At 70.8% G+C, this 13,163-nt stretch carries 9 protein-coding genes; 7 read left to right on the plus strand and 2 right to left on the minus strand.

Annotated elements, in window-relative coordinates; translation table 11 throughout:
- Together ACHWVH_RS11975 and upp are read left to right on the plus strand one after the other, a co-directional pair.
- The coding region (locus tag ACHWVH_RS11975; RefSeq protein WP_394687250.1) for a methyl-accepting chemotaxis protein at positions 1–1,307 on the plus strand (1,307 nt) is incomplete at its 5' end.
- Between the two features lie 124 nt (positions 1,308–1,431).
- Complete coding sequence (gene upp, locus ACHWVH_RS11980; RefSeq protein ID WP_048489430.1) at positions 1,432–2,064, plus strand: uracil phosphoribosyltransferase; 633 nt, start codon at positions 1,432–1,434, stop codon at positions 2,062–2,064.
- A gap of 272 nt (positions 2,065–2,336) precedes the next feature.
- Here the strand turns inward: upp and ACHWVH_RS11985 are convergent, their stop codons facing one another.
- Positions 2,337–4,067: a glycoside hydrolase family 9 protein gene (locus tag ACHWVH_RS11985; protein WP_394687251.1), complete on the minus strand. Its 1,731-nt coding sequence runs from the start codon at positions 4,065–4,067 to the stop codon at positions 2,337–2,339.
- Positions 4,068–4,302: 235 nt separating this feature from the next.
- Here ACHWVH_RS11985 and ACHWVH_RS11990 point away from each other — a divergent pair, with 235 nt between their 5' ends.
- The 5 genes from ACHWVH_RS11990 to ACHWVH_RS12010 are packed head-to-tail and all read left to right on the plus strand — an operon-like array spanning position 4,303 to position 12,207.
- Complete coding sequence (locus ACHWVH_RS11990) at positions 4,303–5,742, plus strand: efflux transporter outer membrane subunit (RefSeq protein WP_394687252.1); 1,440 nt, start codon at positions 4,303–4,305, stop codon at positions 5,740–5,742.
- A gap of 3 nt (positions 5,743–5,745) precedes the next feature.
- On the plus strand, positions 5,746–6,948 hold the full coding sequence (locus ACHWVH_RS11995; RefSeq protein ID WP_394687253.1) for an efflux RND transporter periplasmic adaptor subunit: 1,203 nt from the start codon (positions 5,746–5,748) through the stop codon (positions 6,946–6,948).
- Complete coding sequence (locus tag ACHWVH_RS12000; RefSeq protein ID WP_394687254.1) at positions 6,945–10,097, plus strand: efflux RND transporter permease subunit; 3,153 nt, start codon at positions 6,945–6,947, stop codon at positions 10,095–10,097. The genes ACHWVH_RS11995 and ACHWVH_RS12000 overlap by 4 nt, the downstream gene beginning before the upstream one ends.
- Positions 10,094–10,777, plus strand: coding sequence for a heavy metal response regulator transcription factor (locus ACHWVH_RS12005; RefSeq protein ID WP_267124574.1), 684 nt, complete (start codon positions 10,094–10,096; stop codon positions 10,775–10,777). The genes ACHWVH_RS12000 and ACHWVH_RS12005 overlap by 4 nt, the downstream gene beginning before the upstream one ends.
- Positions 10,774–12,207, plus strand: coding sequence for a heavy metal sensor histidine kinase (locus ACHWVH_RS12010; RefSeq protein ID WP_394687255.1), 1,434 nt, complete (start codon positions 10,774–10,776; stop codon positions 12,205–12,207). The genes ACHWVH_RS12005 and ACHWVH_RS12010 overlap by 4 nt, the downstream gene beginning before the upstream one ends.
- 15 nt (positions 12,208–12,222) lie before the next feature.
- On the opposite strand, the gene ACHWVH_RS12015 is transcribed toward ACHWVH_RS12010, so the two are convergent.
- Entirely contained in the window at positions 12,223–13,116 is an 894-nt protein-coding gene (locus ACHWVH_RS12015; protein WP_394687256.1) for an MBL fold metallo-hydrolase, read from the minus strand.
- Between the last annotated feature and the right edge of the window lie 47 nt (positions 13,117–13,163).

Consider the following 13,163-nt stretch of genomic DNA (forward strand, 5'->3'; position numbering starts at 1 on the left):
AGGACTTCCCCGGCGTGTACGGCGAACTGAGCAAGGGCATCAACACCATGATGTTCGAGCACCTGGACGCCATCGTCGAGGCGGTCGAGATCCTCAACGAATACGCCAACGGCGATCTGCGCCGCGATGCGCGCCGGCTGCCCGGCAGCCGTGCGGTGCTGCACGAGTCGATGGATGCGGCCAAGGCCAGCCTGCTGGCGATCAATACCGAGATCAAGCGCCTGGCCGCCGCAGCGGCGGCCGGCGACTTCAGCGCCCGCGGCGATGCCGCGCGCTTCCAGCACGACTTCCGCCTGATGGTGCAGGACCTCAACGCGATGATGGAGGTCAGCGACGTCAATCTGGGCAAGCTGTCGGCGTTGCTGCAGTCCATCGCTGCGGGCGACCTCACCACCCGCATGCATGGCGACTTCCACGGCGTGTTCGCACGGATGCGCGAGGACGCCAACGCCACCACCGACCAGTTGACCGGCATCGTCGCGCGCATCCAGACCGCCGCCGGCAGCATCAGCGCCGCCGCCAGCGAGATCGCCAGCGGCAACGACGACCTGTCGCGCCGCACCGAGCAGCAGGCCGCCAGCCTGGAGGAAACCGCGGCCTCGATGGAAGAGTTGACCTCGACCGTGCGCCAGAACGCCGAACACGCCCGCCAGGCCAACCAGTTGGCGGTCGGTGCCGCCTCGGTGGCCTCGCAGGGCGGCATGGTGGTGGGCCAGGTGGTCGAAACCATGAGCGGCATCGAGGCCTCGTCGAAGAAGATCGCCGACATCATCTCGGTGATCGACGGCATCGCCTTCCAGACCAACATCCTGGCACTCAACGCCGCGGTCGAAGCCGCCCGCGCCGGCGACCAGGGCCGCGGCTTCGCGGTCGTCGCCACCGAAGTCAGGACCCTGGCGCAGCGCTCGGCCAACGCCGCCAAGGAGATCAAGACGCTGATCGACGAGTCGGTCGGCCGCGTTGCCGAGGGATCTGCCCTGGTCGACCAGGCCGGCAAGACCATGCAGGAGATCGTGGGCTCGGTGCAGCGGGTGACCGACATCATGGGCGAGATCTCGGCGGCGTCGCAAGAACAGTCGGCGGGCATCGAGCAGGTCAACCAGACCGTCACCCAGATGGACGAGGCCACCCAGCAGAATGCGGCACTGGTGGAGGAAGCCACGGCGGCGGCGCGCTCGATGGAAGACCAGGCCGGCCAACTCACCCAGGCGGTGGCGCTGTTCAAGATCGACACCCGCAGTACCGCGACGCGCAGCGCAACAGCGCCACGCACGCGTGCGGCCGAGGTGCTCGACCCCGCGGCCTGAGTCGCCTCGGCACGGCGGGTGATGCGCCTTCCCGGCGCGTCACCGGCCGTGCGCTGGCGCCCACACCTGGCGGCGCCGGAGCCGGCTGCGGCACACTGTGCGCCTCCCCCTCGCGAGCGCGCCCATGAAGATCGTCGAAGTCCGTCACCCGCTGGTACAGCACAAGATCGGCCTGTTGCGCGACGCGGCGCTGAGCACCAAGGGCTTCCGCGAACTGGTCACCGAGCTGGGCACCCTGCTCGGCTACGAGGCCACCGCCGACCTGGAGACCGAGACCCACACCATGGACGGCTGGGCCGGCCCGACCCAGGTGCAGCGCATCGCCGGCGCCAAGATCACCCTGGTGCCGATCCTGCGTGCCGGGCTGGGCATGCTGCCCGGCGTGCTGGCGCTGATTCCCGCCGCGCGAGTCAGCGTGGTCGGCCTGCAGCGCGACGAGGAGACGCTGCAGCCGGTGCCCTACTTCGAACGTCTCACCGGACGACTGGAGGAGCGCGACGCGCTGATCCTGGATCCGATGCTGGCCACCGGCGGCACCCTCATCGCCACCGTGGACATGCTCAAGCGCGCCGGTGCGCGGCGGATCAAGGGCATCTTCCTGGTCGCCGCGCCGGAAGGCCTGCAGGCCCTGGAAGCGGCGCACCCGGACGTGGAGGTGTACACCGCCGCCATCGACGACCATCTCAACGAGAAGGGCTACATCCTGCCAGGCCTGGGCGACGCCGGCGACCGCATCTTCGGCACCCGTCTGGGCTAGGGCGTGTCATCAATCCCCGAGCATGCCGCGCCGCGGTTGCGCATGCCTGTGGCAAGGAAGAACGAGGAAGTGGATGTGCGTCCACGCCCGAGCGATAACGCGGCCATGGGCGCGCGCAATCGCGGCCCTTCGGGTTGGGCCTGGCAGGCGCGCTGCCGGCGCCGCGCGGCTTGACCTGACGGCCAACGCCGGCAGCGCGCCTGCCAGACCCAACACGGCATACTCGGGAATCGGTGACACGCCCTGAGCGGCGCCATCCGCGCCGTCCAGCATCAGCGCTGCAGCACCTGCAGCGCGGCGCTCACGTACACCAGCGGCGCATTCCAGTTGATCGCCACTTCGTTGGTGGCGTAGCTGCATTCCTTGTCCAGGTACGACAGCGCCGGCAGCGACGACGTGTAGGCGTGCTTGCACGCGTCGGCGTCCTGCTGCCCCGGCTGCGGACCGCCCACCAGCCATCCCGGCACCGGCGTGGCCACGCCGTCGGCGATGGAGATGCGATGGTGGATGTGCATCGGCGAGCGCGCGCCAATGCCGGTGACGAAGGACAGGCCCAGCGGATTGCGGCCGAGCACGTAGTCCAGCTGCGACTGCGCGGCCTGCAGGTATTCGGGCTTGTGCTGCAACTGGTAGGCCTGCAGCAGCATCATCGCCTGGTTCAGCGCGGTGGCGTTGCTGCCCCAGTGGAAGTCGGCGTCGCGCATGGTCACGCGCCAGGCCGAGCCCTGCCACACCTGCACCAGGTGATCGGCCAGGCCCTCGATCTCGTCGGCGATCCGCGCCTGATCGGCGCGCGGGGTCAACCGCGCACGGTGCTGCGCCAGCGACATCCACGCCAGCCCGCCGACCTGACGCCAGTCGGGCACGCTGGCCGGCACCTTGCGTGCCATCGCCGCCTCGTAGAAGGCGTCGTCGGCGGTGGCCAGGTACAGCTCGGTGGCGGCCCAGGCGAACTCGTCGTCGAACTCGGTGTCGTCGTAGGCACCGGTGTGCACGTCGTCCGGCTGCCGGTAGGCCACGTCCGGATGCGCCTGCGCCCAGGCCCAGGCGCGCCGCGACGCCTCCAGCATGCGCGTGGAGATGCCGCCGAACTGCGCGTCGTACGGCGCGTAGATGCGGCTGGCCTGGGCCATCACCGCGGCGAAGTCGAGCGTGGCGGCGGTGCTCTTCTGCACCACGTAGCGCGGCGCGCGCGCCTGGTCCGGCATCTGCATGCCGGCGAAGTCCAGGTTGGTGAGCTTGTGGTACACGCCGCCGTCGTGCGGGTCCTGCATCGCCAGCAGCCACTGCAGGTTCCAGTCGACCTCGCGAAGGATGTCCGGCACGTCGCCGCCGCTGTCGGGAATGCCTTCCGGGTGCGTGCTGAAGTAGGTGGGGAACTGCTCGTAGGCGGCCAGCAGGGTATAGACGGTGATGCCGGAGCTGACCACGTACTTGTTGTAGTCGCCGGCGTCGTACCAGCCCTTGGGCGCGGCGATCACGGTGCCGGCCGGGCGCTCGGGCGAGGCCGCCGAGGCATGCACCAGCACGTGGTCGTCGGGATGGCCGGCAGCGCGCGCGTGGCGGCCGGCGTAGGTGCCGTCCAGCGCGGTGCTGGCGCGGTTGTAGTAGTAGGCCTTGAGCGCGGCGCGCGACAGCGCGTTGTAGGCGTCTTCGCCGATGGCGAAGCTGTCCGAGGGCGGCAGGCCGTCGACCTGCAGGCGGTAGCGGCCCGGCGTGCGCAACGCGGAGAAATCGGCGATGCGCACGGTCTGCTGCGCCGGCGGCCACGCCGCGGCGGCGCCGAGGGTGCCGCGCAGCACCACCTCGTCGCTGTCGGCGCGCACAATTGAGAACGCGTCGCCATGCCCATCCGGCACTACCGCCAGCTTGCTCGCGGCAGGCAGGAAACCGACCTGGTTCAGGCGGATCGGCGACGGCACGGTAGTGTCGGCATGCGAGGTGCAGCCGCCCAGCAACAGGCAGGCGAGGAACAGGCAGGACAGGGCATGGGGCAGCTTCATGCGCCGATACTGGCCGGCCATGATGACGGCTGCAAGCGCCACGTTGCGGACGCGCTGGCAGCGGTTCAAGACGCGGCGTTGGACGGCCGCATGCTGCGTTTCTGACAGCGCCGTCAGTGAGGCGTCAGCGTGGGGTCGCCATGCGGCGCCTACGGTGACGGCCTGTCCCCGCTGCCGGCGCCGCCCCGTGACCGCCCTGCCCCCACCGCCCGTTTCCCGCCGCCTGGTACCGCTCGTGCCGCTGCTGAGTGTGCTGCTGCTCGGCGGCTGCATGGCCGGCCCGGACTACGTGCGGCCGGCGCCGCCGGCCGCCGCGCAGCAGCCGTTCGAAGAGGCCGACGGCCGCTGGACGCCCGCCGCGCCGGCCGCGGCCGAGCCGGAGGTGGCATGGTGGACCCGCTATGGCGATCCGCAACTGGATGTCCTGGTCGAACAGGCCGACCGCGCCAACCAGACCCTGCGCCAGGCCGAGGCGCGCTATCGGCAGGCGCAGGCGCTGGTCGGCAGCGCGCGGGCGGCCGAGGCGCCGACGCTGGGCGTGCAGGCCGCGGCCACGCGCGAGCGCAGCGTCACCCCCAAGCCGGGGCTGCGCGACGCCGATACGCTGGGGTTCAGCGCCAGTTGGGAGCCTGACTTCTGGGGCAAGGTCCGGCGCAGCGTCGAACAGGCCGGCGACAACGCCCAAGCCAGCGCCGCCGATCTGGCGCAGGCGCGGCTGTCGCTGCAGGCCGCGGTGGTCGCCGATTACCTGCAGTTGCGCTTCGACGACCAGACCCTGGCGCTGTACCAGCGCACCCTCGCCGGCTACCGCGACGCGCTGCGGCTGACCCAGGCGCGGGTGCGCGCCGGCGTTGCCAGCGACGCCGATGTGGCCGCGGCCGAGGCCACCCTGCACAGCACCGAAGCCGCATCGACCGATCTGGCGCTGTCGCGCCGGCAACTGGACCACGCGCTGGCGGTGCTGCTCGGCCGAACCCCTTCCGAGTTCTCGCTGGCGGCCAGCGACGCACCGCTGCCGGCGCTGCCGCCAACGCCGGAGGCCCTGCCCTCGGTGCTGCTGCAGCGGCGCCCGGACATCGCCGGCGCCGAACGGCGCATGGCCGCGGCCAACGCCGGCATCGGCATGGCCGTGGCGGCCTGGTTCCCGAACCTGTCGCTGAGCGCCAGCGGTGGCTACGACGGTGCCGGGCTGGCCTCGCTGCTGAGCGTGCCGAACCGGGTCTGGGCGGTGGGCGCAGCGCTGGCCGGCACGCTGTTCGACGGCGGCGCCCGCCGCGCGCAGCGCGCGCAGGCGCAAGCCACCTTCGACGCGACCGCGGCGACCTATCGGCAGACCGTATTGAGCGCGTTCCAGGGCGTGGAGGACCAGCTCGCCGCCACGCGCGAACTGGCGCGCGAGGAGCAGCAACAGCGGCGCGCCGCCGACGCCGCGCAGCAGGCCGAGCGCGTGCTGATGGACCAATACCGGGCCGGCACCGCGCTGTACAGCGCCGTCATCACCGCGCAGGCCAACGCGCTGGACGCGCAACGCAGCTTGCTGCAGGTGCAATCGCGCCAGTTCGGCGCCCAGGTCGCGCTGCTGGTCGCGCTGGGCGGCGACTGGGACAGCGCCCGTCTCCCCGCCGTGCGCGGCGCCTCGCCGGGCGCCACGCCGGCTCCTGTCCTCCCGGAGTAACCCATGTCCACCGCCGCGCCCACCCGCCCCGCCGATCCGCCACCGCGCCATGCCATGCCACGGCGGCGCTGGCCATTCGTCGCCGCCGCAGTGCTGGTCGCGCTGCTGCTGGCGGTGTGGTTGCGCCCGCGCCACGCACCGACCAAGGCCACGCCGCCGGTGCCGGTGACCAGCGCGCCGGTGCTGCGCAAGGACGTGCCGATCCGCCAGACCGGGATCGGCACGGTGCTGCCGATCGCCTCGGTGACCGTGCACTCGCGCATCGATGGGCAACTGATCGACGTGGGCTTCAGCGAAGGCCAGGACGTCAAGGCCGGGCAGGTGCTGGCGCGGCTGGATCCGCGCATCGACCAGGCGCAACTGGCCGCGGCCACCGCGCAACTGGCGAAGGACAAGGCACAGCTGGGCAATGCGCAGGCCGACCTGCAGCGCTACACGCAACTGCTGCAGGACAACGCCACCACCCGCCAGACCCTGGACACGCAGAAGGCGCTGGTCACGCAACTGCGCGCCACCCTGCAGAGCGATGCGGCGGCGATCGACAACGCGCGGGTGCAACTGGACTTCACCACCATCCGCGCGCCGATCGACGGCCGCGCCGGCGCGCGCCTGGTGGATTCGGGCAACATCGTCCACGCCAGCGATGCCGGCGGCCTGGTGGTGCTGAACCAGATCGACCCGATCGCCGTGCAGTTCACCCTGCCCGAAAGCGCCTTCCAGCAGATCAACCGCGCACTGCAGGCCGCGCCGGCCAGCGTGGGCGTGGACGCGGTCGAGCACGGCAGCGTACAGGTGCTGGCGCACGGCACGCTGGCCCTGCTCAACAACCAGATCGACACCAGCACCGGCACCATCGCGATGAAGGCGCACTTCGCCAATTCCGGGCACACGCTGTGGCCGGGGCAGACGGTGGACGCGCGCATCACCCTGGGCATGCGCAGCGGCGCGCTGGTGGTGCCGAGCGCGGCCGTGCAGCGCAGCCAGGACGGCGAGTTCGTGTACGTGGTCGGCAGCGACGGCAGCGTGCGCGACCAGCCGGTGCGGGTGCTGGACGAGGCCGATGGCGAGAGCGTGATCGGCCAGGGCCTGCAGGCCGGCCAGCGTGTGGTGGTGGATGGGCAGTACCGCCTGCATCCGGGCGCGAAGGTGGTGGAGGCCAAGCCGGCCAGGCACGCCAAACCGGCCGCGGCAGGAGCGCACGCGTGAGCGTCTCGGCGGCCTTCATCAAACGCCCGATCGGCACCTCGCTGCTGGCCATGGCGCTGCTGTTGCTGGGCCTGGTGGCCTGGCCGCTGCTGCCGGTGGCGCCGTTGCCGCAGGTCGATTTCCCCACCATCCAGGTTTCGGCCAGCCTGCCCGGCGCCAGCCCGCAGACCATGGCCTCGAACGTGGCGCAGCCACTGGAGCGGCAGCTGTCGCTGATCCCGGGCCTGAGCCAGATGACCTCGACCAGCGCGCTCGGCTCGACCCAGGTGACGCTGCAGTTCGACCTGGACCGCAACATCGACGCCGCCGCGCTCGATGTGCAGACCGCGATCAACGCCGCGTCCGGGCAGTTGCCGAGCGGGCTGCCGAGCGCACCGAGCTTCCGCAAGATCAACCCGGCCGAATCGGCGTCGCTGATCCTGGCGGTGCAGTCGCGGGTGTTGCCGCTGACCCAGGTCAACGACTACGCCGACAACGTGCTCGCGCAGCAGATCTCGCGCATCTCCGGGGTGGGCCTGGTCAACCTGTACGGTGCGCAGAAGCCGGCGGTGCGCGTGCAGGTGGATCCGGCCAAGCTGGCGGCGCTTGGCCTGAGCCTGGAGGACATCCGCTCGGTGATCGCCACCACCACGGTGAACGCGGCCACCGGCTCGATCGATGGCGCGCGCCAGGCCTTCACTGTCTCCACCAACGATCAACTGCTGCAGAGCCAGGCCTGGAACGACGCGGTGCTGGCCTGGCGCAACGGCGCGCCGATCCGCGTGCGCGACGTCGGCACCGCGGTGGACGGGCCGGAGAACGCCAAGATCGCCGCGTGGGGCTTCGCCGGCGCCGCCGCGCCGGCCGACAGCGGCATCGTCGATGGCCGCGCGATCATGATCGCCATCACCAAGCAGCCCGGCGCCAACGTCATCGACACGGTGGAACAGGTCAAGGCCGCGCTGCCCAGGCTGATGGCCTCGATCCCGCCCAGCGTCAGCGTCAAGATCCTCGCCGACCGCACGCAGAACATCCGCGCCTCGGTCAGGGACGTGGAGTTCACCCTGCTGCTGTCGATCGTGCTGGTGGTGGCGGTGATCTTCGTGTTCCTGCGCAGCGCGGTGGTCACCCTGATCCCGAGCCTGACCGTGCCGCTGGCGATCCTCGGTACCGCCGCGCTGATGTACGTGCTCGGCTACAGCCTGGACAATCTGTCGCTGATGGGCCTGACCATCGCGGTCGGCTTCGTGGTGGACGACGCCATCGTGATGCTGGAGAACATCTACCGGCACATCGAGGACGGCATGGCGCCATTGCAGGCGGCGCTGCAGGGTGCGGCCGAGATCGGCTTCACCCTGGTCTCGATCTCGGTGTCGCTGGTGGCGGTGTTCATCCCGCTGCTGCTGATGGGCGGCATCGTCGGCCGGCTGTTCCGCGAGTTCGCGGTGACGGTGAGCCTGACCATCCTGGTGTCGCTGCTGGTGTCGCTGACCCTGACCCCGATGCTGTGCGCGCGCCTGCTCAAGCCGCACGCCGAGCAGGCGCAGGGACGCCTGGCGCGCGCGTTCGAGCACGGCTTCGACGCGCTGCTGGCGGCCTACCGGCGCGGGCTGGAGACGGTGCTGCGACACCCGCGGCTGACCCTGGCCAGCTTCCTGCTGACCGTGGCCACCAGCGTGGCGCTGTTCGTGGTGATGCCCAAGGGCTTCTTCCCGCAGCAGGACACCGGCTTCATCTCCGGCACCGCCGATTCGGCGCAGGATTCGTCCTCGGCGGCGATGCGCACGCGCATGCTGCAACTGGCCGACATCATCCGCCGCGATCCGGACGTGCTGTCCTTCGGCATGCAGACCGGCGCCAGCACCTTCAACTCCGGCACCTTCTCGATCGCGCTCAAACCCAAGGACGCAGGCCGCACCGCCAGCGCCGACCAGGTGATCGCGCGGTTGCGCAAGCGCCTGGCGCACGTGCAGGGCGTCACCCTGTTCATGCAGGCCGGGCAGGACATCAATGTCGGCGGCCGCCTGGCCCGCACCCAGTACCAATACACCCTGACCGACGCCAACCTCGACGAGCTCAACACCTGGGCGCCCAAGCTGCTGAAGGCGTTCCGGGCGCTACCGCAACTGACCGACGTGGCCTCCGACCAGCAGAACGCCGCGCCGATCGCCAGCCTGACCATCGACCGCCAGCGTGCGGCCAGCTTCGGCATCACCCCGCAGCAGATCGACGCGACCATCAACGACGCCATCGGCCAGCGCCAGGTCGCGCAGTACTTCACCCAGCTCAACAGCTACCACGTGGTGCTGGAAGTGACGCCGGCGCTGCAGGGCGATCCGTCGCTGTTCCAGCGGCTGTACGTGACCTCGCCGTTGACCGGCAAGCAGGTGCCGCTGTCCACCTTCGCCACGCTCGACACCAGCAAGACCGGCTACCTGTCGGTGAGCCACCAGGGCCAGTTCCCGGCGGTGACCATCTCCTTCAACCTGGCGCCGGGCGCGGCGCTGGGCGATGCGGTGGACGCGATCCAGCAGACCCAGGCGCAACTGCGGGTGCCGGCCACGCTCAGCGGCAGCTTCCAGGGCACGGCGCAGGCGTTCAGCGCCTCGCTGCGCACCCAGCCGTACCTGATCATGGCGGCGCTGATCGCGGTCTATATCGTGCTCGGCCTGCTCTACGAGAGCTACATCCACCCGCTGACCATCCTCTCCACCCTGCCCTCGGCCGGCGTCGGCGCGCTGCTTATCCTGATGGCCGGCGGCTACGACTTGAGCGTGATCGCGATGATCGGCATCATCCTGCTGATCGGCATCGTCAAGAAGAACGGGATCATGATGGTGGACTTCGCCCTGCATGCCGAACGCGAACGCGGGCTGTCCTCGCGCGATGCGATCTTCGAGGCCTGCCTGATGCGCTTCCGGCCGATCATGATGACCACCCTGTGTGCGCTGCTCGGCGGCCTGCCGCTGATGCTCGGCCACGGCGCCGGCTCGGAACTGCGCCGACCGCTGGGCTATGCGATGGTCGGCGGACTGCTGCTGTCGCAACTGCTGACCCTGTTCAGTACGCCGATCGTGTACCTGTACCTGGACCGCCTGCACGGCTGGTACCTGCAGCGGCGCCATGCACGTCGCGCACGCACTGCCGCGCCGGAGGCGCTGCAGCCATGAAGGTGCTGATCGTCGAGGACGAGCGCAAGACCGCCGACTACCTGCAGCAGGGACTGAGCGAACAGGGCTGCACGGTCGACGTGGCCTACGACGGCATCGACGGCCAGCACCTGGCCCTGCACTACGACTTCGACGTGATCGTGCTCGACGCGATGCTGCCGGGCCTGGACGGCTTCGCCATCCTGCGCTCGCTGCGTTCGGTGAAGAGCACGCCGGTGATCATGCTCACCGCGCGCGACAGCGTGGAGGACCGGGTCAAGGGCCTGCGCGAGGGCGCCGACGACTACCTGATCAAGCCGTTCTCCTTCATCGAACTGCTGGCGCGGCTACAGGTGCTGGCGCGGCGCGGGCGCGCCCAGGAAAGCACGCTGCTGCGCGTGGGCGAGCTGCAGATCGACATGATCAGCCGCAAGGCCATGCGCGGCCGGCAGCGGCTGGACCTGACCGCCAAGGAATTCGCGCTGCTGGCGACGCTGGCCCGGCACCAGGGCGAGATCCTGTCCAAGACCGCGATCGCCGAGATGGTCTGGGATATGAACTTCGACAGCAACACCAACGTGGTGGAAGTGGCGATCAAGCGCCTGCGCGCCAAGATCGACGTGCCGTTCGACGCCCCGCTGCTACACACCGTGCGCGGCATGGGCTACGTGCTGGAAGAACGCGAGGACGCGGCCGGGTGAGCGCGCCGGCGCGGCCCTCGATCGCGCTGCGCCTGGCCGGCCTGTTCGCGGCCACCGCGCTGCTCGGCTTCGCCCTGATCGGGCTGGTGCTGCACCAGGTGCTGGAGCACGAACTGCGCCGCCACCAGCGCGAGGAACTGCGCTCGCGCATGGACGCGGTGCAGTACATGCTGATCAACAGCCGCTCGCCGGACCTGGCCGCACATGCGCGCACGCGCCTGGCCAGCGTCTCCAGCGCGCCGGACCTGCGCTTCTGGCTGTGGAGCGAGGACCCGGCGTTCCGCTACGGGCGCGGCGCCGAGGCGATGGCGGCGGCCACGCGCGGCCGCAGCGGCCTGGTGCGCATCGGCGATCCGCAGGCGCTGGGCATTGCCGACGCGCAGCCGCTATCGTGGCAGGCCATCGGCCAGGCGCTGCCGGCCACGCCGGTGCGCCCGCCGGTGCAGTTGATCGCGGCGATGGACAGCGCACCGTTCGCGCTGACCCGGCGCCGCTTCGACATCGCCCTGGCGCTGGTCACGCTGGCCGGCACCGCGCTGGTCGGCGCGCTGGGCTACTGGACCGCCAAGCTCGGCCTGCGCCCGGTGCAGCGGCTGTCGGCCGATGCCCAACGCATCGGCCCGCACGACCGGCGGCGCCTGGACCTGCCGCGGCTGCCGCGCGAACTGGAAGATCTGGGCGCCTCGTTGAACGCGGCCTTCGACCGGCTCGATGCCGCCTACGCGCAGCAGGAAAGCTTCAATGCCGACGTCGCCCACGAACTGCGCACGCCGCTGGCCAGCCTGATCGGCCAGACCCAGGTGGCGCTGACCCGCCACCGCGACGCGCAGCAGTTGCGCCAGGTACTGCAGTCGAACCTGGAGGAACTGGAACGGCTGCGCGCGATCGTCGCCGACATGCTGTTCCTGGCCCGCGCCGAGCAGGGCCAGCGCGCGCGGCAATGCGAGGACGCGTCGCTGGCCGAGGAAGTCGGCAAGACCGTGGAATTCTTCGAGGTGCTGCTGGACGAGGCCGGCCTGCGGGTGGAGGTGCGCGGCGACGTGGTGGTGCCGGTCGAGAAGTCGCTGCTGCGGCGCGCGCTGTCCAACCTGCTGCACAACGCCATCCAGCACTCGGCCGGTCACGCGCCGATCGTGGTGGAGATCGCACAGCGCGGCGGCGAGGCGCTGATCGCCTTCTCCAACCCCAGCGTGGCGCTGGCGCCGGAGCATCTGCAGCGCCTGTTCGATCGCTTCTACCGCGGCGACGCCGCCCGCGCCAACAGCCGCGAAAGCCACGGCCTGGGCCTGGCCATCGTCAAGGCGGTGGCGAGCATGCACGGGGGGCGCGTGTTCGCGCAGCACCGCGACGGCATCACCACGATCGGGTTTTCGGTGGCACTGGACGGCACGGCTACCGGCGTGCCGGCGCACGCCGCGCTGCGCTGGTAAACCGCAACGCCGCGCTCAGGCGGCCAGTGCGCGCGCCTGCAGCGCCGGCAGTTCGTGCGCGGTGACGAAACGGCCCTTGGCATCGCGCTGCAGCTGCGCCAGCGCGCAGTCCGGATCGTGGGTGAAGAACAGGCGCACGTCGCGCGCCAGCGCGTCTTCCAGGAACGCGCGCTTCTCGTCGATCAGCAGTTCGGCGTTGCGGTCGTAGCCCATGGTGATCGGCACGTGCACCCACGAGCGGCCCGGGATCAGGTCGGCGCAGAACGCCACCCCGCCGTGCGCCAGGCCGTCCTCGCCGTGGCCGGGGCCGACGATCTCGGCCAGCATCAGCCCCGGCGTGTGGCCGTCGCTGAAACGGAATCGCACCGCCTCGCCGAGCGCGCGCGAATACTCGCCGTCGACCAACTCCAGCCGGCCGCTGGCCTCGAGCAGGCCGGGCAGCTCCGGGATGAAGCTGGCGCGGTCGCGCGGATGCGGGTGCAGCGCGCGTTGCCAGTGCGCCGCGCCTACCAGGAACTGCGCGTTGGGAAACAGCAGTTCCGGCGTGGCGCCCTCGCGGTAGGCGGCCAGCAGGCCGCCGGCATGATCGAAGTGCAGATGGCTCAGCACCACCACGTCGATGTCGGTATGGGCGAAGCCGGCGTCCTGCAGCGAATCCAGCAGCACGTGGCGCGCCTCCTGCACGCCGTAGCGCTCGCGCAGCGCCGGCGGGAAGAACGCGCCGATGCCGGTCTCGAACAGCACGGTCTTGCCGGCCAGCGGACTGGCCAGCAGCGCGCGGCAGGCCAGCGCGATGCGGTTGCCGTCGTCGGGCGCGGCCCACTGCTGCCACATCGCCTTGGGCGCGTTGCCGAACATCGCGCCGCCGTCGAGTTTCTGCGAGTTGCCTTGGATGGACCAGAGTTTCATGGCGGGGATTCGGGATTGGGGATTGGGGATTCGCAAAAGCGGGCGAC

The sequence above is a fragment of the uncultured Xanthomonas sp. genome, assembly GCF_964278005.1.
Classification (GTDB): domain Bacteria; phylum Pseudomonadota; class Gammaproteobacteria; order Xanthomonadales; family Xanthomonadaceae; genus Xanthomonas_A; species Xanthomonas_A sontii.

Excerpts from the sequence above, each read along its gene's own strand:
- upp (WP_048489430.1), top strand. The coding sequence starts at position 1,432 with ATGAAGATCGTCGAAGTCCGTCACCCGCTGGTACAGCACAAGATCGGC.
- ACHWVH_RS11985 (WP_394687251.1), bottom strand. The coding sequence starts at position 4,067 with ATGAAGCTGCCCCATGCCCTGTCCTGCCTGTTCCTCGCCTGCCTGTTG.
- ACHWVH_RS11995 (WP_394687253.1), top strand. The coding sequence starts at position 5,746 with ATGTCCACCGCCGCGCCCACCCGCCCCGCCGATCCGCCACCGCGCCAT.
- ACHWVH_RS12005 (WP_267124574.1), top strand. The coding sequence starts at position 10,094 with ATGAAGGTGCTGATCGTCGAGGACGAGCGCAAGACCGCCGACTACCTG.
- ACHWVH_RS12015 (WP_394687256.1), bottom strand. The coding sequence starts at position 13,116 with ATGAAACTCTGGTCCATCCAAGGCAACTCGCAGAAACTCGACGGCGGC.